Raw genomic sequence first — 23757 nt, 5'->3', positions numbered from 1 at the left:
GCCTCCGACGTTGGGACCCGTTGAAGAGGACTGGACCCGCCGACGCGGGCCGATCCGGTAAGCGACCGGGGTCGCCAGACGGCCGCAACCCCTTTCCAGAGGAGCTTTACAACATGACGGTTCAGAGCGAGGCCACCGCGCAGGGAGTCATCCTCACCGATGGTGCGGCCGACAAGGTTCGGACGCTCCTTGACCAGGAGGGCCGGGACGACCTGCGCCTGCGCGTGGGCGTCCAGCCCGGTGGTTGCTCGGGGCTGCGTTACCAGCTCTACTTCGACGAGCGCGACCTCGACGGCGACGTCATCGCCGACTTCGACGGTGTCGAGGTCGTCACCGACCGCCGCAGCGCCGCCTACCTCATCGGCGCGACCATCGACTTCGTGGACACCATCGAGAAGCAGGGGTTCACCATCGACAACCCCAACGCGACCGGCTCCTGCGCCTGCGGTGACTCCTTCAACTAGGTGTCCAGGGCTCCCCAGCGGAGCGTTCAGGTTCTCGGAACCACAGGGGGAGGGCGGACGCGGACGAGCGTTCGCCCTCCCCCTCTGGGTACCCTTGGCTGGTCCGAACGGGCACGTCCCCGGCATGCCCTGAACAGCTCGCCGGATCGTCCACGAGCGATCCACCTCGCCAGCAAGGAGCCCACGTCCCGTGCGTATCGCGGTTGCCGGATCCATCGCCACCGACCACCTGATGACCTTCCAGGGTCGGTTCGCAGAGCAGATCATCCCTGAGCAGATCCAGCAGTTGTCCCTCTCCTTCCTCATCGACGAGCTGGACGTTCGCCGCGGCGGCGTCGCGGCCAACATCTGTTTCGGCATGGGCGGGTTCGGTCTGAGCCCGGTCCTGGTCGGTGCCGCCGGCGCCGACTTCGAGGAGTACCGCTCGTGGCTCGACCGCCACGGTGTCGACACCTCGGCGGTGCACATCTCCGAGCTGCGGCACACCGCCCGGTTCGTCTGCACCACGGACCTGGACCAGAACCAGATCGCCTCCTTCTACACGGGCGCGATGGCCGAGGCCCGCAACATCGAGCTCCAGCCGATCTCCGACCGCGTCGGCGGCCTCGACCTGGTTCTGATCGGCGCCGACGACCCGGCCGCGATGGTCCGCCACAGCGAGGAGTGCCGGACCCGCTCCATCCCCTTCGCGGCCGACCCCTCCCAGCAGCTGGCCCGCATGGAGGGCCCGGAGGTGCGCACGCTCATCGAGGGCGCCACCTTCCTGTTCACCAACGAGTACGAGAAGGCCCTGGCCGAGCAGAAGACCGGCTGGTCCGACGCCGAGATCCTGTCCCTGGTGGGCACGCGCGTGACCACCCTCGGGGCCAAGGGCGCCCGCATCGACCGTGAGGGCGAGCCGAGCGTCCACGTGCCCTCGGCGACCGTGGACGAGCTCGTCGACCCCACCGGCATGGGAGACGCCTTCCGCGCCGGTTTCCTGTCCGCCCACTCCTGGGGCCTGTCCCTGGAACGGGCGGCCCAGGTCGGCAACGCCACCGCCGTGCACTGCCTGGAGGCCGACGGACCGCAGGAGTACACGCTGACCGGTGACTCGCTGCTGGAGCGCCTGGAGCGCTCCTACGGCGCCGAGGCCGCCGCGGAGGTCCGCCCCTTCGTGTGACCCGGGTCCTCCCCGGCCGGAAAAGGACGCACTCTGGTCGGGGTGGTGCCCCGGAGCCCGTAAAGTGGATGGCTGTGACCCGCACGGGGATTCCCCGTGCCCGCCCGGTGCGCTGAAACGCGTGCCGGGTCATTCGCCCGAACCGCTCGCGCCGGGTCACGCGCGGCGGTGGGGAACCCGCTTCCGACCCGCACCGCGGGACACCGGGGCTCGGGCGCCCTGAGCGCCTCCCAGATCTAGGCCAGCCTTACCTGGGATTCCCTGATTCACCCTGAAAGGACTTCGCATGCGCTACACCGGACCGAAGGTGCGGTTGTCCCGGCGCGCCGGCACCCCGCTGACCCGTAAGGCGGTCAGCTACTTCGAGAAGCGTCCGTACCCGCCCGGCGAGCACGGTCGTCGCGTCCGACGCAACAGCAGCGACTACGCCGTTCGTATGGCGGAGAAGCAGAAGGTGCGCTGGTACTACGACCTGACCGAGAAGCAGCTGGTCAGGATCTACGAGAACGCCAAGAAGCGTCCCGGCCGTACCGGTGAGGAGATGCTCGGCGAGCTCGAGCTGCGTCTGGCCACGGTCGTGCTGCGCGCCGGTCTGGCCGCCTCGATCTACGCCGCGCGTCAGTTCATCAACCACGGTCACATCACCGTGGACGGCAAGAAGGTCGACATCCCGTCGTACCAGGTCAAGCCGGGCCAGATCATCAGCGTTCGGGAGAAGTCCCGCACGATGGTCCCGTTCGTCGAGGCCGCCGAGGGCATCCACGCCGACGACAAGATCGCCGGTTACCTCGCCGTGAGCCACAAGGACCTGCGCATCGCGGTCGTCGACCGCCCCAAGCGTGAGCAGATCCCCGTGCCCTTCGACGAGCAGCTCGTCGTCGAGTACTACGCTCGCTAGACGGTTCCCGCGGTCGCGGTTCCCTTCCTCGGGGGCGGAACCGCAGTGTGGGAGAGGCCGCGTGGACCCCGTGTCCGCGCGGCCTTCGCCTTGTCCGGTACCCCTTTCCTCCGGTCCCCGACGGGGACCGGAGGAGGGGGATCGGGTACGTCGCGCCGCCCCCGGAAACCGGGCGGTGCGAATCGTTATCGCAACGGGACCGAAAGTCCGGTCCGGTGTTCCGGTGACGTCGTCGGGGGTCAGTACATCCGTCGGATGTGAAAAGCGCTACCCCGCGCCAGCGGCCGCTCGACGACGAACTCGTGCATCTTCATCCGGCACCAGGACGGTATGTCCGCGCTCGCCGCGGGATCGTCCGCGGTGACCGCGATGACCGCCCCGATAGGCACTTCGTGCAGTCGGGCGGCCAGCATGATGATCGGGATCGGGCACTTGAGCCCCACCGCCTCCACGGTGACCAGAGGCTGCTGCGCAGTCGGTCGCTCGGGCACGTCCACCCCCATTCGGTTGTCGTCCTGTGGCCCAATCTTGATCCGGCGCGCGCCCAAAGGCGCACCCGGTTAAGGGTGTCGTAAACCCAGCGATACGCTCGCCTTGGCCTCGTCCGCGATCGCGCGCACCACCGCCCGAACGGAGATGCGCACGGGAGCGAACGAGGGCCCGGGGGATCGCCGGGCCGCGCCTCGTAGCCAGCCGGGAGGACTTCCCTCGGGGGCGACCTGGCCCGGCTCCGTGGGGCCGCCGAACGTTTCGAGAGGGCGCGTCTGGCAACACGCTGACCAGGCAAGCCCATGAACGGCACGCTGGGCGGTTCGCGATAATGTTTCCCCCTGACAAGCTTTGGATACTTAGGCCGCTCGTGGAGAATCCACGGGCTTCACCGCTGGGAAGGCAATCCGTGAGTCCGACCCGCCAAAAAAATCGGCGCTCAACACTGCGCCGATGGGCACCACGCGGCGCCGCGCTCGCCGTGCTGGGGCTGGCCGCGACCGGCTGCGCGTCGAACGATCTCACTCGTTTGGGCATGCCGGAGCCGATCACCGACCAGGCCGAGCGTGTTCTCTCGCTCTGGCAGGGCTCGTGGGTGGCGGCGTTCGCGGTCGGCGTCCTTGTGTGGGGACTGTTCATCTGGACAATCCTCTTCCACCGCAAGCGCTCTGAGCAGTTGCCGCCGCAGGTGCGGTACAACATGCCCATCGAAGCGCTGTACACCGTTCTGCCGATCGTCGTCATCTCGGTGCTCTTCTTCTTCACCGCGCGAGACCAGGCCTACCTGCTCGACACCGAAGAGCCCGCCGACGTCCACGTAGAGGTCGTGGCCTTCCAATGGGCCTGGCAGTTCAACTACATGGACGACACCAAGGAGAACGGCGGCGACGTGCTCTTCTCCGAGGTTGGCATCCCCAACCCGGACGGCACCGCCAACCGTGACACCCAGACGACCCTCGTCCTCCCCGAGGGCGCGGTCGTCCACTTCGACCTCCACTCTCCCGACGTCATCCACTCGTTCTGGATCCCGTCCTTCGGCTTCAAGATGGACGTCGTCCCGGGCCGTGACAACGCCTTCCAGGTCAACCTGAAGGAGGGCTCCGAGGGCGAGTACGTGGGACGTTGCGCCGAGCTGTGCGGTGTGGACCACACCCGCATGCTCTTCAACGTCGAGGTCCTCCCGCAGGACGAGTACGACGCCTGGGCCGCCGAGCAGGAGGCCGAGGCCGCCGCGACCGCCGAGGCCACCGAGGCCGCTGCCGCCGAGTCCGAGGCCGCCGCGACCAACGACGCCGAGGGCACGGGTGCCGACGGCACCAACGCTGAGGGCACGGGAGCCGAGGCGACCGAGTCCGAGGAGAATGACGAGTAAATGACCACGACGGCAACCGAACCCCGCACTGACGGTCAGGCACCGTCACGCAAAGGGTCGATCATCGTCAACTGGCTGACGTCGACCGACCACAAGGTCATCGGGTACATGTACCTGATCACCTCCTTCGCGTTCTTCCTCTTCGGAGGCGTGCTGGCGCTGCTGATGCGCCTGGAGCTGTTCACCCCGGGCATGCAGTACATGTCCAACGAGCAGTTCAACCAGCTCTTCACGATGCACGGCACCATCATGCTGCTGATGTTCGCGACCCCGCTGTTCGTCGGGTTCTCGAACATCCTCATGCCGTTGCAGATCGGCGCCCCCGATGTGGCCTTCCCCAGGATCAACCTGTTCGGCTACTACCTGTTCCTGTTCGGCAGCCTGATCGCGATCAGCGGCTTCCTGACCCCCGGCGGCGCCGCCAGCTTCGGCTGGTTCGCCTACACCCCGCTCTCCGACGCGGTCCGCTCGCCGGGCCTCGGCGGTGACCTGTGGATCCTGGGTCTGGCCGTCTCCGGTCTGGGCACGATCCTCGGTGCGGTCAACTTCATCACCACCGGCCTGTGCATGCGCGCGCCCGGTATGACGATGTTCCGCATGCCGATCTTCACCTGGAACACCCTGCTCACCAGTGTCCTGGTGCTCATCGCGTTCCCGGTCCTGACCGCCGCGCTGATCGCCCTGGGCGCCGACCGCATGGTCGGAACGCAGGTCTTCAACGCCGAGCACGGTGGCGCCATCCTGTGGCAGCACCTGTTCTGGTTCTTCGGCCACCCCGAGGTGTACATCATCGCGCTGCCGTTCTTCGGCATCGCGACGGAGATCCTCCCGGTCTTCAGCCGCAAGCCGATCTTCGGCTACAAGAGCCTGGTGGCGGCGACCATCGCCATCGCCGGCCTGTCCGTGACCGTGTGGGCCCACCACATGTTCCCGACCGGCGCCGTGCTCCTGCCGTTCTTCTCGTTCATGACGTTCCTCATCGCGGTTCCGACCGGTGTGAAGTTCTTCAACTGGATCGGGACGATGTGGCGTGGGCAGCTCACCTTCGAGACGCCGATGCTGTTCACGATCGGCTTCCTGGTCACCTTCCTCTTCGGTGGACTGACCGGTGTGCTCCTGGCCTCGCCGCCCATCGACTTCCACGTCACCGACTCCTACTTCGTGGTGGCGCACTTCCACTACGTCGTGTTCGGCACCGTGGTGTTCGCGATGTTCGCGGGCTTCTACTTCTGGTGGCCCAAGTTCACCGGGCGGATGCTCAACGAGAAGCTGGGCAAGTTCCACTTCTGGCTGCTCTTCCTGGGCTTCCACGGCACGTTCCTGGTGCAGCACTGGCTGGGCGCGATGGGCTTCCCGCGTCGTTACGCGGACTACCTGGCCACGGACGGCTTCACCGAGCTGAACCAGATCTCCTCGGTCTCCTCGTTCGTGCTGGCCGCCTCGACGCTGATCTTCTTCTGGAACATCTACGTCACCGCGAAGAAGGCGCCGCTGGTCACCGTGGACGACCCGTGGGGCTACGGCTGCTCGCTGGAGTGGGCGACCTCGTGCCCGCCGCCGCGACACAACTTCACGTCGCTGCCCCGCATCCGGTCCGAGCGTCCGGCCTTCGACCTCAACCACCCGCACGCGGCCGCACCCGGTGCCGTCGCCGCCGGTGCCGAGAAGAAGTAGGGGGTAGAGCACATGAAGATGCAGGCCTACCTGTTCATGGGTATCTCGACCTTCTTCGGTCTGGCCGCCGCGCTGTACATCTACTGGTCCCTCCTGGAGACCGGCGAGATCGAGTGGGCGGGTACCACCGCCCTCGTGGTCTCCATCGGCTTCGGCTGGATGATCGGTTTCTGGCTCTGGCAGTCGGCTCGCCACAGTGAGCACCACCACGGCCTCCCGGCCGAGGAGCGACTCGACGGCGAGATCGCCGAGAACGCCGGTGAGTACGGGTTCTTCAGCCCGCACAGCTGGTGGCCGATGTTCGTCGCGATGGCCGTCGCCTTCACGGCGGTCGGCGTGGCGATCGGCTGGTGGATGGTCTTCATCGGCTTCTTCGCCGTCATCCTCACCTCGCTGGGCTGGGTCTTCGAGTACTACCGCAAGGAGTTCCAGCACTGACGTGCGCGTCCCGCGCGGTCATCACTCTTCGAGATGTGACCGCTACGCGGGGTAGGATGTGAGTGTCACCGCCCCGGTGGCCGGACCGGTCGTCCCCGACGACCTCCGGGCACCGGGGTACTCTTTTTCGGTGGCCCCCACGTGACGACTGCCCATGCAGGTCACGCCGCATCCAGGCCTCGCAGGCGGCACGCCGGTGCGCACGCTCCGCACCCACGCCCGGGCCCCGTACGGACGCTGGAGGTCCTTGGCGTGAAGCGACGAACCGCCCCATCCCGAACGGCCGCGGCCGTGGCAGCCCTCGTGCTCCTCGCGTCGGCGTGCACCTCGGAGGACGGGGACGACCCCGGGGGCGCCGCGGCCCCCGAGGAGGTCGAACGAGGGCCGGAGGTGGAGATCACCCCCGCTCCGGGCGCCACCGGGGTCCCGCCGAACACCCCGGTCCGGGTCGAGGCCGTGGACGGCACCCTCACCGACGTCCGGGTCGAGCAGAGCACCGAGGACGGGGTCAGCGCCGGGGACGTCGCCGAGGAGGGTGGCCAGGGCCAGGAGCCCGAGGACCCCTTCCCGGTGACGGGCACCCTCAACGAGACCGGCGACGCCTGGGTCAGCGACTGGAACCTGCGCCCCGGGGCCTCCGTCCGCGTGGTGGTGACCGCCGCCGACGAGGAGGGCGAGGAGTCCGAGGTGGTCTCGGAGTTCACCACCCTGGAGTCGGAGCCCGGTCACCGCCTGGAACTCGCCTCCAACTTCCCGAGCAGCGGGGACGTGGTCGGGGTCGGCATGCCCGTCATCGTCAACTTCGACCTGCCCGTCACCCACAAGGCCCAGGTGGAGAACTCCATCCAGGTGACGGCCGAGGAGGAGACCGAGGGCGCCTGGAACTGGGTCACCGACGAGATGGCGGTCTTCCGGCCCAAGGAGTACTGGGACCCCTACCAGGAGGTCACCGTGGACCTCAGGCTCGCGGGGGTGGAGTCCTCCGAGGGCGTCTACGGAGTGGAGAACCACCGCATCGAGTTCGAGGTGGGCCGTGAGCTGGTCTCCACGATGCACGTCCCCGACCACGAGATGAGCGTGTCGATCGACGGCGAGACCGTCCGCACCATCCCGGTCAGCAACGGCTCCGCCGACGAGCGCTTCAACACCACCACCTCCGGCGCCCACCTGACCATGGAGAAGTACCAGGAACTGGTCATGGACTCCGCCACGGTGGGCATCCCGGAGGGTTCGCCCGGCTACTACCGACTCGACGTGGACTGGGCGGTCCGCACCTCCAACAGCGGGGAGTTCACCCACGCGGCTCCCTGGAACGCCGGGAACCTGGGCAGCGCCAACACCTCCAACGGCTGCACGAACATGTCGGTGGAGGACGCCCGCTGGTTCCACAACCAGGCGCTCATGGGTGACCCCCTGCTGACCACCGGTACCGACCGCGAGCTGGAGTGGGACAACGGATGGGGCTTCTACCAGCGCTCCTGGGAGGAGTGGCTCTCCCACAGCGTCACCGGCGAGCCCCAGCGCACGGACGGCTCCGACACCCCCGGGTCCGTCCACGGTGAGGGCCTCTAGGGACGGCCAGGGGTGGCGTCGCCTCGGCGCGGAGCGACCGGGTCAGCCCCGGACCGGCTCAGCGCCGCTGAGAAGGCCGTCCAGGCGTTCGAGGGTGCGGTCCCAGGACCACTCGGCCGCCACCCACTCCCGGCCGCGTGCGCCCATCTGGGCGGCGCGGTCGGGGTCCCTCAGGAGGCGGATGAGGGCCCGGGCCGTCGGACCGGGCATCGTCCCGTCGACCACGTGCCCGGTCTCGTCCTCCAGGACCGCGTCGGGAGCGCCGCCGGAGGCACCGGCGACCACCGGCAGCCCGGTGGCGGACGCCTCCAGGTAGACCATCCCGAGGCCCTCCACGTCCAGACCGCCCCGCCGGGTGCGGCAGGGCATGGCGAAGACGTCACCGGCGTCGTAGTGGGCGGGGAGCCGGTCGGCCGGGACGGGGCCGGTGAAGCGCACCGAGTCCGTGCCCGCGGCGGCCGAGCGCAACCGGGGCGCGAGGGGACCGTCCCCGACGAACAGCAGGACCGCGTCGGGCACGTCCGCCAGCACACGGGGCCACGCCCGCAGCAGGGTGTCCTGCCCCTTGCGCGGCACCATCCGGGACACGCACACGACCACGGGACGTGAACCCAGGCCCAGTTCCCGCCGGACCTCCTCGCCGCCGGAGCCGGGACGGAAGCGCTCGGTGTCGACCCCGGGGGCGAGGCGCCGCATCCGGGCGGCGGCGGAGGGGGAGAGGGAACGGGCCAGCCGCCTCCGGGTGTACTCGCCCAGGTAGGTGACGGTGTCGACGCTGTCTCCGATCCGCCGCAGCGCCGCACTCGCCCCGGGGACCACCGTCCAGCCGGTCTCGTGTCCGTGGGTGAGCGCCACCTGGCGCCGGACCCGGGAGCGCAGCCCGGCGGCGACCAGTCCCAGGGGGGCGGCGGCCCCGTAGAGCACGGAGTCGCACTCCTCCATCTCCGCGATGACCCGGGCCCGCCGGGCCACTCCCGGGGTGGGGAGCAGGACCGGCGCCGCGTCACGCACGATGGGGAACGGCTGGTGGAGATCGAAGTACGGGTCCGCGCGCAGGTCCTCGGCGGCGGGGGAGGAGCAGTAGACCAGCACCGACCCCGGGGGACGGCGCCGGGCCAGCTCGTGCACGAAGGACTCGATCCCGCCCGAGCGCGGAGGGAAGTCGTTGGTGATGATCAGGGTTCGCGACACCTGAGCGAGTCTAGGTGCCCGGACACGGGAAAGGCCCCTGGGAAACGGTGGTTTCCCAGGGACCCCGTGATCCATGCCCCGGTCGCGGGCGCGCCCTAGGGACGGACCGCCGCGACGAAGTTGGACCGGTAGTAGTCGCTCAGCTGGACCGTGCCGATGGGGCGGGCGGACGTGGAGGCGTGGACCATCACGCCGTCACCCGCGTACAGACCCACGTGGCTCGGGTTGGGGCCGTAGAAGAAGATCAGGTCACCGGGTTGCATGTTCTCCCAGGAGACCCGCTGACCGGCGTTGATCTGGTCGTAGGTGGTGCGCGGCAGGTTCACGCCCGCCTGGGCCCAGGCGGCCTGGGTCAGGCCGGAGCAGTCGTAGCCGTTGGGCCCGGTCCCGCCCCAGACGTAGGGCTTGCCGACCTGCTGGTAGGCGAAGTTCAGCACGGTCTGGGCGTTGCCGGTGGCCGGGCCGGTGTAGCTGGCGCCGCCGCCACCTCCGCCGCCGCTGCCGCCGCCTCCACCGCCGCCGGTCTCGGTACTGACGTTCTCGGTGGCGGCGGCCTGCTCCTCGGCGGTCAGCTCGGAGAGGATCTCCTCCTGCTCGCTGATCGCCTCCTCGGCCGCCTCCGTGGCCTCCTCGGCCTCCTCGAGGGCGTCGGCCGCGGCCTCCTCGGTGGACTCGGCCTCGCCGCGCAGGCCCTCCAGGTGTTCGAGCTCCTCCAGGTACTGGGCGAGGCTCTCCTGGTGCTGCTCGGACAGGTAGGTGAGGTCGGCCTGGTGCTCCAGGGCCTCCTCGGGGCCGGTGGCGCCGATCAGCTGGGCGGGAGAGGTCAGGTCCACGCCCGTGTAGGTGGTGTTGGCCAGGGCGCGGACGCCGCCGCTGAGGGAGTCGACCTTCTTCTCGGCGGTCTCGATGTCGGAGAGGATGCCGTCGAGCTTCTCCTCGGCCGCCTCGTGCGTCTCCTTGGCCTCGTTGTAGGTCGCGTTGAGCTCGATGAACTCCTCTTCGAGGCGTTCGATCTCCTCCTGGACCTCCTCGGAGGTGGGCTCGGCGTGGGCCACGGCCGCGGGGAGGAGGAAGGCGCCGACGGCCAGGGAGGCGATGACCGCGGTACGGCGTTGGCGTTCGCCACGGGATGCAGACACTGAAACACCTTTCTCCCCTTGTCCCAGGCGATACGGGGAACAAGGGACTGCACCGGGTGGGGAACCTCGGGCCAGAGAGGGTGGCCGAAACGGTGTGGGGGTGTGCCCGACCCGGGCGCGGCTGTCACCACCGGGGGGTGGTGAATGAGGAGCAACCGCGCTCGGCGTCGAACACTAGTGCATGGCTCGGGGGCTCTCAACTGTTTCGTGACATTCCGCTGGAAGACGAGGAGTGTCCGAAATCAGGGTTCCTGACCCTAAAGGGGGATCAGGGGGGCGAGCGCGACGCGCCGCACGCGTGAGGCCGCCGTCCCGGCGGGGACGGCGGCCTCACGGGGTCACGCGTGGATCAGGGCCGGACGGCGAACTGGAACTGACCGCCCCAGTAGGCGGCCAGACCGACGACCTCCAGGTTGCGGCCGCTGCTCGGGGCGTGGACCATCTGCCCGTTCCCGGCGTACAGGCCGTTGTGGCCCAGGTCGCCGAAGAAGAACAGGATGTCGCCCGGCTGCACGGCGCTCATGTCGTAGATACGGGTGCCCACGTCGGCCTGCCCGTAGGTGGTGCGGGGCAGGTCGACACCGGCCGCGCGCCAGGACGCCTGGACCAGGCCGGAGCAGTCGTACCCGTTGGGGCCGGTGCCGCCCCACACGTAGGGGAGACCCACCTTGGAGTAGGCGAAGTCCAGGGCCGTCGAGGCGTTCCCGCTGCCCCCGTGGCTCTGACCGCCGCTGTCGTCACCGCCCTCGGCCGAGGCGTCGGAGTCGGGGAACTGGGCCAGGATCTCCTGCTGCTCCTCGATCTTCTCCTCGACCTCGTCCTTGGCCTCCTCGGCCTCGTCCTTGGCCTTCTCGGCCTCCTCGAGGGCCTTCTCGGCCTCGTCCTTGAGCGCGAACAGGCGCTCGGCGGACTCCCCGAAGTCGTCCAGCTGGGTCTGCTGGGTGTCCGAGAGGTAGTTGAGGTCCGCGTTCTGCTCCAGCAGGGCCTCGGGGCCGTCGGAGGTCAGGACGTTGGCGGTGGAGTTGAGGTCGCCGCCCTGGTAGGTGGCGCTGGCGAACTGCTGGACCTTCTCCCGCAGCCCGTCGTAGCGCTCCTGCTCGTCACCGACCTGGCCGTCGAGCTCGTCGTAGGCGGCCTTGGCCGCGTCGTAGTCCTCTTCGGCCTGGTTGAAGTTCTCGACCGCTGTGGAGGCTTCCTGGTTCAGCTCCTCGATGCGGTCCTCGACCTCCTCCTGGGTCGGCTCCGCGTGAGCGACTCCGGGGGCGAGGAAGGTACCGGCGGCGACCACGCCGAGACCGGTCGTAGCGATTCGGCGAGCCGTACGCCGACCACCGGGGTTCTTCATGGCGGTCCACGCTCCTTGAGGTTGGGAAGTCCGCATGGGGTGCTGGGTGACGGAAGATCAGGGGTCCCGTGTGTGGGCACGGGCCTCACGGGAGTGTGCGGGTCCCGGCCGGTGTGGGGAGGCGCAAGGGTGGCCTACTGCCAGACGGGGCACTCACGTTCCTGCAAGAACCTAGCGGAAGGGCCTGCGCGCCTCAACCACGGCACCGTGACGATCACGCCGGGGGAGCGGGTCGCCCGGGCCCGGAGGGTGTGGACAGGCCAGGTCGGAGGGGGAGGGTCGCGGGCCCGGCGCGCCCACGCGTGGTGAGGCTCTCAGCCGGAACGGGGGCGGCGGAGGCGGCGCACCGGGCCCGGGCCGCTCAGGAGTGGGCCTCCAGGTGGCGCAGGAAGACCACGGAGGGCACGGCACGTGCGCCCGCTCGCCTGACCGCGGTGACGATCTCCTTGTCGGAGGTGACCACCGCGATCGGCCGACCGGGTGGTTCGGCCCGCACCAGCCGTACGATCAGCGCGTCGGCGGTCTCCCCGGGCGCGCTGAAGAGCACGCGCACCCGGCGGCTGGTCGTCACCGGCGGCGCCTCCACGTCGGCTCCGTCGAAGACGCAGGTGATCTCCGCCTTGGTCCTGCTCGCCAGCCCCTCCAGGGAGGTGAGCAGACGCGTGCGCTGGTCGGCCAGCGGCAGGGTCCCGTACCCGGTCTTGGTGACGTTGTAGCCGTCCAGCAGGAGGTGCACCCGAGGGACCGTCAGCAGGTGCTCGAGCAGACCGGGGGCGTCGTCGGGCAGTCCGCCCAGCGACACCCGGCGGTGCTCCTCCTGGGCCTCCGCCACCAGGTCGGCCGGGCTGTCCAGGGACGTGGGCAGCGCCAGTTCACGGCGCAGACCGTGGGAGGCGTCCACCAGCACGTCCAACAGCACCCTCAGACGGGCCTCGTCGGCGTTGCGGCCGGTGCGCACCGCGCGGCGGGCGTTCTCCACCTGGGCCTCAGCGTCCGCGAGCCGCGACCGCAGCCTGCGGTTCTCCACCTCCAGAGCGCTGACCTGGCTCTCGTTCTCGTGGCGCCGGTCGGCGGTCTCCGTCACCGCCCGCTCGGCCTCGGCCACCGCCTTCCGGGCACGCTGGCGCTCGTTGTGCACCTTGCGGCGCAGCTCCGCGATCTCGGTGCGCTGCGCACCGATCTGCCCGCGCAGCCGCTCCAGCTCCGCCTGGTGCCCCTGCTGGGTCTCCTCCAGACGTCGACGGACGTCGTCGAGGGCCTCGGCGGCCTCGTCCACCTCCCGAGCGCTGGTCTGGCGCTCCAGCTCCTCGTGGACGCCCTCGACGATCTCCGGCCACCCCTTCGGGCGCAGCAGGTAGGCGCTGGCCGCCACCGCCACCGGGTCGGCGGCCGGCGGAACCACCCCGGCGCGCATCCCCTCGGCCAGCTCGGGCCAGACCTGCTCGACCCGCGCGGCGACCAGGCCCCGGAACGCGTGGTCGTTCTCCAGCTGGGCGGCGATCTGCGGCCCGGCGAGCCGCGCCCGGCGGCGGGGCTCGAACCTCGCGACCCGGCGCAGCACCGGGGGGAGGTCGGAGGCCCGCATGCCGCCGAGCACGTCGGACCCGTACTCGACGACCCGGGCGCGCACCGGTTCGGGCAGGGGACGGCGCAGCCGTTCCCCGCCCTCCTCCGAAGGCACCGAGGCCTCCCCCTCCTCGCGGCCCGGGGCGTCGGGGGCGCGGTCACGGCCCTGGTCACCGGTGCCGCCGCCCGTGTCCGGGCGGGCGCTCATGCCCGACCCGTCGGGCTCTCCGCCGATGCGTCGGAGACCGACGAGTCGGCGTCAGGGCGGGGGACGATCTCCACGCTGTCGGTGGCGCCGCACCAGCGGCACTTCACCCGCTCGACCGTCTCGGAGAGCACCGTGCGCTCCTCGACCGCGCCGACGCCGGACAGCTCCTGATGCACGAAGTCCTGGGAGCGGACGGTCCGGGTCACGTCGAACCGCGTGAGGTTCCCGCACGCGGTGCATCGCCAACGCTCACTGTCACCCGGCATCGCGATCCCCACGGTTCCTCCTTGCGTCGTGCTTCACGGGACGGCGGCCTCTGCCGTCCCACGGCCCACATCTTTCCATGTCGGGCGGGTCTGACCGTAGCCCGGAGGAGTTTGGTCGTGGGCCCCGACTACCCTGACCGCGTGGTTCGACAGTCAGCGGCGCCCGAGGGCGTCCAAACCAGCATCGGCGACCTGGGCACGCCGCTGGCCGGGGTGTCCTTCGTCGTGGTCGACCTGGAGACCACCGGTACCAGCGCCTCCCGGTCCCGGATCACCGAGATCGGCGCGGTCCGCGTCCGCGACGGGCGGGTGACGGACGAGTTCACCACTCTGGTGGACCCGGGCGTGCTCATCCCCGCCAACATCACCCTGTTGACCGGCATCACCCAGTCGATGGTGGCCACCGCTCCGCCCCTCACCCGGGCGCTGCCGGACCTGCTGGCCTTCCTGGCCGCCGAACCCGACACGGTGCTGGTCGCGCACAACGCCGCCTTCGACACCGGCTTCCTCAAGGCCGCCTGCGAGCGCGAGGGCGTCGAGTGGCCCGGCTACCCGGTCGTGGACACCCTGCGCCTGGCCCGGGCCGTCCTGGTCCGGCCTGAGGTCCACAACCACCGCCTGGGCACCCTGGCCGCCTACTTCGGCGCCCCCACCACGCCCAACCACCGGGCCCTGGACGACGCCCGCGCGACCGTCGACGTGCTCAACGGCCTCCTGGCCCGGCTCGCGCCCCTGGGAGTGACCAGCCTGGAGGAGCTGCGCGCGGTCAACAAGCCACCGAGCCGTGCCCAGCGGGCCCGTCGCCACCTCGCCGAGGACCTGCCCGAACGCCCCGGCGTCTACGTTTTCACCGACGCCCGGGGCGCGAGCCTCTACGTCGGCAAGAGCAACAACCTGCGCCGCCGGGTCGCCACCTACTTCACCGCCGCCGAGTCCCGCAGGCGTATCCGGGAGATGGCCGGGCTCGTCGAGGGCGTGACCCCCATCGTGTGCACCACGGAACTGGAGGCGTCCGTCCGCGAGCTGCGCATCATCGCGGAGCGCAAACCGCCCTTCAACCGCAGGTCCCGCAACCCCGAGCGCGCCTCCTGGGTCACGCTCACCCCCGGCGCCCTGCCGCGTCTGTCCGTGGTGCGGGTGATCAAGGACGACGGTGCTCCCTACCTCGGCCCCTACCCCTCGCCCCGCGCGGCGGAGGAGGCCCGGGAGGCGATCCTGCACGCGCTCCCGCTGCGCCAGTGCACCCACACGTTCACCGTCGAGGAGGTACGCGGCGGCGGGCGGAGCGCCGGGAGCGCGCCGCTCAGGGTGGTCCCCAACGGTGTGAAGCCGTGCGTCCTCGCCCAGCTGGGACGCTGCGGCGCCCCCTGCGACGGGACGGAGTCGCTGACCGACTACACCGCGCACGCCGACGCGGCCCGCACCGCGATGACCGGAGACCCGGCGGTGGTCGTGGACGCGATCACCGGCCGCATCGGTGAACTCTCCGCCGAACTCCGCTACGAGGAGGCGGCGGCCCTGCGCGACCGCCTCTCCGCCTTCCTGCGCGGAGCCCGCCGCGCCCAGCGCCTCGCCGCGATCGCCGCCGTCCCGCACCTGGTCGCCACGGGGCCGGGCCCCACCGGGTGGGAGACCGTGGTGGTCCGGCACGGCCGACTGGCCGCCAGCGCCGTCCTGAGCCCCGGAACCGACCCCGCCGCCTTCCTGAGCTCCCTCACCGCCACCGCGGAGCGCGTCCCGGCGGGGTTCGGTCCCGTCCCCAACGCCACCGCGGGGGAGACCGAGCTGGTCCTGGACTGGCTCGAACGCCCCGGGACCCGCCTGGTCGAGATGGAAGGTGAGTGGACATGCCCGTTGCGGAGCGCCGAAGCGCACACCGGGATGACACACTGGGCGCATGGCCGCGCTTCCGCTCAATGACGACTACCCCGTCCGACGCGCACCCGTCGTCGCCTTCGGGCTGATCGCGGTCAACGTCCTCGTCTACCTCGTCTCGCCCCAGTCGGCCACGGCCGTCTGGTACCCGGCGGACGCGGTCGGACGCTACTGCGCGATCGACGACTACTTCATGCGCTGGGGCGCCATCCCCGACGAGCTGCTGGGCCGGGTCGACCTGGCCGGACCGCTGAGCCCCACGTGCGAGGGGATCGCGGGCAAGTCCGTCTGGTTCTCCGTGTTCAGCTCGATGTTCCTGCACGCGGGCGCGATGCACCTGCTCGGGAACATGGTGTACCTGTTCGTGTTCGGGCCGGTCGTCGAGGACCGCATCGGCAAGCTCCGCTTCCTCGCCCTCTACCTGGGCACCGGGATCGTGGCCGCCCTCGGCTTCGCCCTGGTCGACTCCGACGGCACCGTCCCCATGGTCGGCGCCTCCGGGGCGATCTCGGGCGTCCTCGGCGCCTACCTGGTGGTGCAGTTCCGCAGCCGGGTCACGACACTGGTGTTCGGCGTCATCCCGATGCGTCTGCCCGGGTGGGCCGTGGTGGGAAGCTACTTCGCACTTCAGTATCTTCTCTACGTCACATCCTCGACCGCCCCCGGCGCCGGCTCCAACGTGGCCTACGCGGCACACGTCTACGGATTCATCGCGGGGGTGATCGCGGGACTGGTGGTCCACCGGTTGCGCTGGCGCTCGGGGACACGACTCTCCGACGCCTACTAGGGAGTGTCCTCGTGGACGCCGTGGCCGGTGGCGGCGGAGCCGTCACCGGAGCGGTCCAGGGAACACGACCCCGGCGCCCGGCCCGTACCGCGTCCCGCACCGAACCGCCCAGGAGGCACAGTGATCACCGCGATCGTCATGATCAAGGCCGACGTCCACCGCATCCCCGAGGTCGCCGAGGCGATCGCCGCGATCGACGGGGTCAGCGAGGTCTACTCCGTCACCGGCGGGGTGGACCTCATCGCCATGGTCCGGGTGCGCCGCCACGAGGACCTCTCCGACGTGATCCCCGGCCACGTCAACAAGGTCCCCGGCGTGCTCTCCTCCGACACCCACATCTCGTTCCAGACCTACTCCAAGCACGACCTGGAGTCGGCCTTCGCCATCGGCTGGTAGCCGGGGGCAGCGGGCCGGTCGCCCTCCCGGGGACCGGCCCAGGCAGGGCCCCTACAGGGTCTTGGCCAGCCCCTGGCTGGTCTCCACCCAGGAGGCCAGGCGGCGCTCGGCCGCACCGCTGTCCACCGCCTCAGCGGCCCGGGCGTACCCCGCGCGCACCGCGTCGGTGAGGGACCCGCCCACCCCGTCCACGGCTGCCAGCGCGGCACCGGCGTTCAGCAGCACGGCGTCGCGCACCGGACCCGGCCGTCCCGCGACCAGGTCCCGCACCGCCTGCGCGTTGAACTCCACGTCCCCGCCGCGCAGGGCGTCCGGAGCGGACCGCGCCACACCCAGGTCGGCCGGGTCCAGGCGCTCACGCCGCGCGTGACCGCCCTCCACCACCCAGACCGTGGACGTGGTGGCCGTGGTCAGCTCGTCCAGGCCGTCGTCGCCCCGGAACACCAGAGCGGAGGAGCCCCGGCGGGCGAACACGCCGGCGATGACCTCGCACATGCGCTCGTCGAACACACCGATCGCCGAGGCGGTCGGCTGCGCGGGGTTGGTCAGCGGGCCCAGGAAGTTGAACACGGTCGGCACCGCCAGCTCGCGGCGCGGCTTGGCCGCGTACCGCAGCGAGGGGTGGAACAACGGGGCGAAGCAGAAGGTCACGCCCGCCTCCTGAGCCACCCTCACGGTCAGCTCCGGTGGCAGGTCCAGGACCACGCCGAGCCGTTCCAGCACGTCGGCGGTACCGCACGAGGAGGAGGCCGCCCGGTTGCCGTGCTTGACCACGCGCGCGCCCGCGGCGGAGGCGACGATCGCCGCCATCGTGGACACGTTCACCGTGTGGGCCCGGTCGCCGCCGGTCCCGACGATGTCCAGGGTCGGGCCCTCGACACTGATCCGGACCGCGTTGTCGAGCATGCCCTGGGCCAGGCCGGTCACCTCGGACACGCTCTCGCCCTTGGCGCGCAGGGCCACGGCGAAGCCCGCGATCTGCGCGTCGGTGGCCGAGCCCGCCATGATCTCGTTCATCGCCCACGCGGTGTCGGCTGCGCTGAGGGTGACCCCGCCCAGCAGGGCGGTGATCAGGTGGGACCAGGTCCGCTCCTCGACGGCGGAGGCGGACTGGGGTTCGGGTGTGACGGGGACGTTCATGTACGTGGACTCCTGGGAGGACGGGCGGGGGAGCCGGGGCGGGCGCGCGGGCCCGCCCCCTCAACGGCTCCGGGTGACGGGGAGGGGCGTGGTGTGGCCACGCCATCGCCCGATGTCGGCGCCGTGGTTGAGGGCTCCGCCCACCACGATGCGACGGCGCAGGTCCCTGTCGCCGTTCGTCCTGTCGGTCATCTCGTCACACCCCACGGGTTCAGCCGCTGAGCGCCGCGACGCGCTGGCGCATGAGCTCGGCCAGCGACTCGGCCAGCGCGACCGGGTCGATCGGGTGGCTCACCACCTGGTCGGCCTGCGACCAGGTCGCCAGCCAGCCGTCGTCGCGCCGCCCCACCAGCAGGAGCACCGGCGGGCAGCGGTAGATCTCGTCCTTCACCTGGCGGCACAGGCCCATCCCGCCGGTGGGCGCCGCCTCGCCGTCGAAGACGGCCACGTCGACGCGCTCGGCCGGGTCCGTGGACTCCAGCTTGCGCAGGACGCCGGGCGCGGTCGCGCACTCGACGAACTCGACCTTGGGGACGTCGGCGGCGGGGCGGCGGCCGATGGCCGTCCGCACCTGCTCGCGGGTGTCCGCCTTGTCGCTGTAGACCAGCACGCGCATCCTGGCACCCGTGTCCGTACCGCTGACCACCATCGCGCAACCGTCCCATCGCGTCTGACCGCGGCCGCCGCCGTGGGGGGTGCGACCGTGGCGTTCGTTGGCTCTCTGCCTATGACTGTATTGCCTCGGGGCCGCCGGACCCCTGGGGGGAGTCGGCGGACCGGTGAAGGGGTTGAGACCTTCGACACCACAGGATGCCAGGGACACGAGGGCCCGCGCTAACCCGCCCCGGGCGCGGCGTTGTCCAACGGTGATCGTTTCGATACCTTGGCGTTGGCTGGGGGCGGTTCAAGCGCCTTTGAGCCGGGTACGGATCGCCTCAACAGCGCCGGATCGCGCTCTTGAGCCCTGGCGAGCGCGGCTGGGGCCGACCCTGGGTGGGCGGGCGGCCACAGTAACGCCGGAGTCACGGTGGGAGCGCCGTCCCGGGCGCCGAGACCGGTCGATACCGGGACCGATCCGCCTCCTTACGGGGGGTCGAGTACGGACCTTCGCGAGAAGCCGTAATAATGCTCCCGTGGCGACAGCAACCGCGAACCCAAAATCAGCAACCGCATCAGCTCATGGTGTGGCAAAGCGTCCTGACCTGGTGAGTGTTGGCACCATCGTTTGGCTTGCCAACGAACTCATGTTCTTCGCCGCGCTGTTCGCGATGTACTTCACCATCCGATCGGTGACCAACGGGAACCCCGAGCTCGGCGAGTGGGCGGACGTCCACCTCAACGTGCCCTGGGCCTCGACGATCACCATCGTCCTGGTGGCCTCCAGCTTCACCGCGCAGTTCGGCGTCTGGGCCGCGGAGCGCGGCGACGTCAAGAAGCTGCGCATGTGGTTCTTCATCACGTTCTTCATGGGCCTGTTCTTCATCCTTGGACAGGCGTATGAGTACTACGAGCTCATCTTCCACGAGGGCCTGACTCTCCAGTCGAGCGCCTACGGGTCGATGTTCTACCTGACCACGGGCTTCCACGGACTCCACGTCATCGGTGGTTTGATCGCGTTCCTCATCATGCTGGGACGCACGTACGCCGCGAAGCGCTTCACTCACCAGCAGGCGACCAGTGCGATCGTCGTGTCCTACTACTGGCACTTCGTCGACGTCGTCTGGGTCGCTTTGTTCGTAACCATCTACTTCATCCAGTAACCCGAAACGGGGAAACCGTGAAATGGATTACCGCGCGGCGACGGCATCCCCTGGCGGGGTATGTCGTCGTCATCCTCGCGCTAGCCCTGTTCGGGGTGGGGTACGCCGCACTGGCCCCCACCTCGGACCAGGCGCAGGCGCAGACCCTTGCCGCTGAGGCGCCGTCCGCCGACGACGTGGACATCGCCCAGGGCAAGACCATCTTCGACCAGACCTGTGCCTCGTGCCACGGCCTGGACGGTTCGGGTTCCGCTCTGAACGGACCCGACCTCCGCGAGGTCGGCCCCGCGGCCCTGGACTTCCAGGTCAGCACCGGTCGTATGCCGTCGATGGACCCGGACAGCCAGATGCCGCGCAAGCCGATGGCCATGTCCGAGCAGGACCTGGCGGACCTGATCGCGTACTACAACGCGCAGATCAGGACCAACGGTGCCGGAGCCGAGGTGCCCACCGAGGTTCCCGACGCCGGTCCGCAGCGTGCCGACTTCGACGACGAGGCGGCCTACGAAGAGGCCGTCTCCGCGTACGAGGACGAGTACGACGCCTACATCGAGGGCGCCAGCAACACCGACATGGGCATGAAGCTCTACCTGACCAACTGTGCGCACTGCCACAGCTGGTCCGGTGGCGGCGGCGCTCTCACCGACGGCCGTTGGGCCCCCGAGATCCATGACTCCTCTCCGCGCGAGATCTACGAGGCCATGGTGAGCGGGCCCGGCGCCATGCCGATGTTCAGCGACGGCGCGATCACCCCCGAGGAGAAGCAGGAGCTCATCTCCTACGTCAAGACGCTCCAGGCGGAACCCAACGCCGGCGGCATCTTCGACCTGGACCGAGTCGGCCAGGTGGCTGAGGGCTTCATCGGGTGGACCGTCGGTCTCTCCCTGATCATCGCCTGCGCGATCTGGATCACCGCGAAGCAGCGTGCCCATGACTGAGAACAACAACGACAACAACACGGGGGACGACGCCAAGGAGCGCGTCGTCGGCACCCCGACGGACACCACCGACGTGGTGACCGAGACCTCCGCGAAGGCTGAGAGCGAGCACAACGGGCCGTACCTGGCCTCGGAGACTCACCAGCACTCGGAGGAGAAGCAGCGCCGTGGCGAGAAGCTCGCCTCGGTGTGGTTCATCATCGCCTTCCTCGGCGGTGTGGGGTTCATCGTCTCGTACTTCCTGTTCCCGCCCACGGCGGCGGGACCTGCGATCGCCGACCCGCAGATCGGCCAGTACTCGAACGTGCTGCTTGGTGGAACGCTCACCATCGCCATGTTCGGTATCGGCGCCGGTATGACGGTCTGGGCGCGCAACGTGATGCCGCACTACGAGGTGGCGTCGCCGTACGAGGAGCTTCCGTCCAGCTCGGAGGAGAAGGGGTCGTTCAGCGACTTCTTCATGAAGAGCGCGGACGAGAGCGGCTTCACCAAACGGCCGCTCATGCGTCGTACGCTCATCGCGGCCATGCTGCCGCTGGGCATCGCGCCGATCGTCCTGCTGCGCGACACCGGCCCTCTGCCGGGCGAGCAGATGAAGGTCACCCCGTGGGTCGACGGCATGCACATGTACGTCGAGGGCACCCACCGCAAGATCAGGGCCGAGGACCTGGAGAACGACCCGTACGGGATGATCTCCGCCCTCCCCGCCCTGGACGACGAGCGGTACCCGCACGGGATCAGCCTCACCGACCAGGCCAAGTCCGTCATCCTGCTCATCAAGATGCCGGAGGACGACTGGAAGGGCGGGATGAACGACGCCGTCCGCGAGGGCAGCGACGAGACCCGCCTCAACTGGACCCACGACGGCATCGTGGCGTACTCGAAGATCTGCACGCACGTGGGTTGCCCCGCCGCGCTCTACGAGCGCACCACGCACCGCATCCTGTGCCCGTGCCACCAGTCGACGTTCGACGCCTCGGACGGCGCCAAGGTGGTCTTCGGTCCCGCGCACCGTCCCCTGCCCCAGCTGCCGATCGGCGTCGACGATGAGGGCTACCTCATCGCCAAGGGCGACTTCAACGAGCCGACCGGGCCGACGTTCTGGGAATACAGGAAGGACTAGTCGATGAGTAAGACCACGCAAGCCCCCAAGGCGCTGCGCGGCGTCGGAAACTTCATCGACGACCGCTTCCACCTGGCCAAGACCGGTGAGAAGAACCTTCGCAAGGTCTTCCCGAACCACTGGTCCTTCATGCTGGGCGAGATCGCGCTGTACTCGTTCATCATCCTGCTCGTCAGCGGTGTGTTCCTCACGCTGTGGTTCAAGCCGAGCATGATCGAGGTCGTCTACGACGGCTCCTACGAGCGCCTCCAGGGCGTTCCGATGAGTGAGGCGTTCGCCTCGACCCTCTACATCGACTTCGACGTCCGTGGCGGGTTCCTCGTTCGACAGATCCACCACTGGGCCGCGCTGATCTTCGTGGCCTCGCTGGTGGTGCACGCGCTCCGGGTGTTCTTCACCGGTGCGTTCCGCAAGCCGCGTGAGATCAACTGGCTCATCGGTGTCGCCATCTTCACCCTGGCCATGGTCGAGGGCCTCTTCGGCTACTCGCTGCCGGACGACCTGCCCTCGGGCATGGGTGTCCGCATCCTCCAGGGCGTGATGCTGGCGCTGCCGCTGGTGGGCTCCTACGTGTCGATGTTCCTCTTCGGCGGGGAGTTCCCCGGCGAGGACATCATCACGCGCCTGTACATGTTGCACGTGCTGCTGATCCCCGCGCTGCTGCTGGGGCTCATCGTCGCGCACTTCATGATCCTCTGGCACCAGAAGCACACGCAGTACCCAGGACAGGGGCGAACGGACAAGACCGTGGTGGGAACACCCATGTTCCCCGCGTTCGCGGTCAAGGCGGGCGGGTTCTTCTTCTTCACGTTCGCCGTGATCGCCGGTCTGAGCGCGTTCGTCCAGATCAACCCGATCCACCTGTTCGGCCCGTTCACTCCGACGTCCATCACCTCCGGTCTCCAGCCGGACTGGTACATGGGCTTCATGGAGGGTTCGCTGCGTATCTTCCCGAACACCCTGGACTTCACGATCCCGATCGGCGCCGGGTACCCGGTCATGACGGCGGTCCTGGTCCCGGGTCTGGTGGTGCCGGGCCTGATCTTCGGTGCCATGGGCGCCTGGCCGTTCGTGGAGCAGTGGATCACCGGCGACAAGCGGGCCCACAACGTCGCGGACCGTCCTCGCAACGCCCCGGTCCGCACCGGTCTGGGTGTCGCGGGCATCGTCTTCTACGGTGTGCTCTGGCTCGCCGGGTCGAACGACATCCTGTCGGAGACCTTCTCGATCGACCTGTACCTGACCACGTACATCTTCCGTGTGCTGGTCATCGCCGGTCCGATCGTGGGCTACATCGTGACCAAGCGGATCTGCCTCGGTCTCCAGCGCCGTGACCGGGAGACCCTGGAACACGGTTACGAGAGCGGCATCATCCAGCAGCTGCCCAGCGGTGAGTTCATCGAGGTTCACAAGGAGAACTCCGACGAGACCACCCACGTGCTGGAGAGCAAGCCGGTCATCACCTCGACCGCTCTGGAAGAGGACGCGACCGACGACAACGGCGTGGAGAACCCGGCGGCCCGCAAGCCGACCGGCAAGCTGCGCCGTGCGCTCGCCCACTGGTACACGAAGGACAACGTGTCCTTCGAGGGCGTGGAGGCCCACACCGGCCACCACCTGCACCACTCCTCTCACGGGGACGACAAGGGCCACTAGGGTCCACCTGTCGTGACGACGGACCCGGCCGCATCGCGCGGCCGGGTCCGTCGTGTTTCCACCGGAGGCCTCCCCGGGGCCCTCAGGCCGTCGCTGGGGCCTCCGGGGCCGTCGCCCGGGTCAGTGGTCGTCCCCGGTCCGTCGGAGGTGCCAGGAGGCAGCCAGGGGCGGGCGCGGGGTCCGGGAACCACGGAGGGGGGGGGGCCCCCCGGGGGGGGGGGGCCCCCCCCGCAACCGGGGGGGGGGGGGGCGCCCCCCCGGCTATAGGGGGGGGGGAGGGGGGCCAGCAGGGGGTAGC

23 protein-coding genes are annotated in these 23757 nt (G+C 69.8%); 14 read left to right on the top strand and 9 right to left on the bottom strand.

Annotation, left to right across the window (positions count from 1 at the left end):
- Positions 1–113 precede the first annotated feature (113 nt).
- From ACFW3L_RS19890 to rpsD, 3 genes are all read left to right on the top strand, one after another.
- A complete protein-coding gene (locus ACFW3L_RS19890) occupies positions 114–464 on the top strand; it encodes a HesB/IscA family protein (RefSeq protein ID WP_378742598.1) in 351 nt (116 codons plus the stop codon).
- Between the two features lie 190 nt (positions 465–654).
- Positions 655–1626, top strand: coding sequence for a carbohydrate kinase family protein (locus tag ACFW3L_RS19885; RefSeq protein WP_378742596.1), 972 nt, complete (start codon positions 655–657; stop codon positions 1624–1626).
- A gap of 286 nt (positions 1627–1912) precedes the next feature.
- On the top strand, positions 1913–2524 hold the full coding sequence (gene rpsD / locus ACFW3L_RS19880) for a 30S ribosomal protein S4 (RefSeq protein WP_378742594.1): 612 nt from the start codon (positions 1913–1915) through the stop codon (positions 2522–2524).
- A gap of 239 nt (positions 2525–2763) precedes the next feature.
- Here the strand turns inward: rpsD and ACFW3L_RS19875 are convergent, their stop codons facing one another.
- On the bottom strand, positions 2764–3027 hold the full coding sequence (locus ACFW3L_RS19875; RefSeq protein WP_378742592.1) for a sulfurtransferase TusA family protein: 264 nt from the start codon (positions 3025–3027) through the stop codon (positions 2764–2766).
- 521 nt (positions 3028–3548) lie between these two features.
- Here ACFW3L_RS19875 and coxB point away from each other — a divergent pair.
- The 4 genes from coxB to ACFW3L_RS19855 all read left to right on the top strand — a co-directional run bounded on the left by coxB (position 3549) and on the right by ACFW3L_RS19855 (position 8069).
- Positions 3549–4385, top strand: coding sequence for a cytochrome c oxidase subunit II (gene coxB / locus ACFW3L_RS19870; protein ID WP_378742590.1), 837 nt, complete (start codon positions 3549–3551; stop codon positions 4383–4385).
- Positions 4386–6059, top strand: a complete 1674-nt coding sequence (gene ctaD, locus ACFW3L_RS19865; RefSeq protein ID WP_378742588.1) for a cytochrome c oxidase subunit I — start codon at positions 4386–4388, stop codon at positions 6057–6059.
- A 12-nt stretch (positions 6060–6071) separates the two neighbouring features.
- Positions 6072–6497, top strand: a complete 426-nt coding sequence (locus ACFW3L_RS19860; protein WP_357768088.1) for a cytochrome c oxidase subunit 4 — start codon at positions 6072–6074, stop codon at positions 6495–6497.
- A gap of 252 nt (positions 6498–6749) precedes the next feature.
- Positions 6750–8069: an Ig-like domain-containing protein gene (locus tag ACFW3L_RS19855; protein ID WP_378742585.1), complete on the top strand. Its 1320-nt coding sequence runs from the start codon at positions 6750–6752 to the stop codon at positions 8067–8069.
- 42 nt (positions 8070–8111) lie between these two features.
- Here ACFW3L_RS19855 and ACFW3L_RS19850 read toward each other — a convergent pair whose 3' ends face one another.
- From ACFW3L_RS19850 to ACFW3L_RS19830, 5 genes are all read right to left on the bottom strand, one after another.
- The gene (locus ACFW3L_RS19850) at positions 8112–9260 is read right to left on the bottom strand and encodes a glycosyltransferase family 4 protein (RefSeq protein ID WP_378742583.1); all 1149 of its coding nucleotides are present in this window, start codon (positions 9258–9260) and stop codon (positions 8112–8114) included.
- Positions 9261–9355: 95 nt separating this feature from the next.
- The gene (locus ACFW3L_RS19845) at positions 9356–10399 is read right to left on the bottom strand and encodes a C40 family peptidase (protein WP_378742581.1); all 1044 of its coding nucleotides are present in this window, start codon (positions 10397–10399) and stop codon (positions 9356–9358) included.
- A gap of 349 nt (positions 10400–10748) precedes the next feature.
- Entirely contained in the window at positions 10749–11744 is a 996-nt protein-coding gene (locus tag ACFW3L_RS19840) for an NlpC/P60 family protein (RefSeq protein ID WP_378742579.1), read from the bottom strand.
- 361 nt (positions 11745–12105) lie between these two features.
- Positions 12106–13518, bottom strand: a complete 1413-nt coding sequence (locus tag ACFW3L_RS19835) for an NYN domain-containing protein (protein WP_378742577.1) — start codon at positions 13516–13518, stop codon at positions 12106–12108.
- Positions 13515–13796: a hypothetical protein gene (locus tag ACFW3L_RS19830; protein ID WP_378742575.1), complete on the bottom strand. Its 282-nt coding sequence runs from the start codon at positions 13794–13796 to the stop codon at positions 13515–13517. The genes ACFW3L_RS19835 and ACFW3L_RS19830 overlap by 4 nt, the downstream gene beginning before the upstream one ends.
- 129 nt (positions 13797–13925) lie before the next feature.
- Here ACFW3L_RS19830 and ACFW3L_RS19825 point away from each other — a divergent pair, with 129 nt between their 5' ends.
- The 3 genes from ACFW3L_RS19825 to ACFW3L_RS19815 all read left to right on the top strand — a co-directional run bounded on the left by ACFW3L_RS19825 (position 13926) and on the right by ACFW3L_RS19815 (position 16842).
- Positions 13926–15704, top strand: a complete 1779-nt coding sequence (locus ACFW3L_RS19825; RefSeq protein ID WP_378742573.1) for a DEDD exonuclease domain-containing protein — start codon at positions 13926–13928, stop codon at positions 15702–15704.
- Complete coding sequence (locus ACFW3L_RS19820; RefSeq protein WP_378742571.1) at positions 15682–16446, top strand: rhomboid family intramembrane serine protease; 765 nt, start codon at positions 15682–15684, stop codon at positions 16444–16446. Before ACFW3L_RS19825 ends, ACFW3L_RS19820 begins: the two co-directional genes overlap by 23 nt.
- A gap of 120 nt (positions 16447–16566) precedes the next feature.
- Entirely contained in the window at positions 16567–16842 is a 276-nt protein-coding gene (locus ACFW3L_RS19815) for an Lrp/AsnC family transcriptional regulator (RefSeq protein ID WP_378742569.1), read from the top strand.
- A 51-nt stretch (positions 16843–16893) separates the two neighbouring features.
- Here the strand turns inward: ACFW3L_RS19815 and trpD are convergent, their stop codons facing one another.
- Genes trpD through ACFW3L_RS19800 form a run of 3 tightly spaced genes read right to left on the bottom strand, consistent with a single transcriptional unit; the run spans position 16894 to position 18631 of the window.
- Positions 16894–17982, bottom strand: coding sequence for an anthranilate phosphoribosyltransferase (gene trpD / locus ACFW3L_RS19810; protein WP_378742567.1), 1089 nt, complete (start codon positions 17980–17982; stop codon positions 16894–16896).
- 60 nt (positions 17983–18042) lie between these two features.
- Positions 18043–18174, bottom strand: coding sequence for a hypothetical protein (locus ACFW3L_RS19805; RefSeq protein ID WP_378742565.1), 132 nt, complete (start codon positions 18172–18174; stop codon positions 18043–18045).
- Between the two features lie 19 nt (positions 18175–18193).
- The gene (locus tag ACFW3L_RS19800; RefSeq protein ID WP_378742563.1) at positions 18194–18631 is read right to left on the bottom strand and encodes a hypothetical protein; all 438 of its coding nucleotides are present in this window, start codon (positions 18629–18631) and stop codon (positions 18194–18196) included.
- A 535-nt stretch (positions 18632–19166) separates the two neighbouring features.
- Here ACFW3L_RS19800 and ACFW3L_RS19795 point away from each other — a divergent pair.
- The 4 genes from ACFW3L_RS19795 (at position 19167) to ACFW3L_RS19780 (ending at position 23459) form a co-directional block, all read left to right on the top strand.
- On the top strand, positions 19167–19742 hold the full coding sequence (locus tag ACFW3L_RS19795; protein WP_378742560.1) for a heme-copper oxidase subunit III: 576 nt from the start codon (positions 19167–19169) through the stop codon (positions 19740–19742).
- 95 nt (positions 19743–19837) lie between these two features.
- Positions 19838–20680, top strand: a complete 843-nt coding sequence (locus ACFW3L_RS19790) for a cytochrome c (protein ID WP_378742836.1) — start codon at positions 19838–19840, stop codon at positions 20678–20680.
- Positions 20673–21803 carry a Rieske 2Fe-2S domain-containing protein gene (locus ACFW3L_RS19785; protein ID WP_378742558.1) on the top strand — a complete coding sequence of 377 codons (1131 nt, stop codon included), beginning with the start codon at positions 20673–20675 and terminating at the stop codon, positions 21801–21803. The genes ACFW3L_RS19790 and ACFW3L_RS19785 overlap by 8 nt, the downstream gene beginning before the upstream one ends.
- Positions 21804–21806: 3 nt before the next feature.
- Positions 21807–23459, top strand: a complete 1653-nt coding sequence (locus ACFW3L_RS19780; RefSeq protein WP_378742556.1) for a cytochrome bc complex cytochrome b subunit — start codon at positions 21807–21809, stop codon at positions 23457–23459.
- Positions 23460–23757 lie beyond the last annotated feature (298 nt).

This window comes from Nocardiopsis sp. NPDC058789 (assembly GCF_042745575.1).
GTDB lineage: Bacteria > Actinomycetota > Actinomycetes > Streptosporangiales > Streptosporangiaceae > Nocardiopsis > Nocardiopsis eucommiae.
This window is presented reverse-complemented; position numbering and strand designations above follow the sequence as displayed.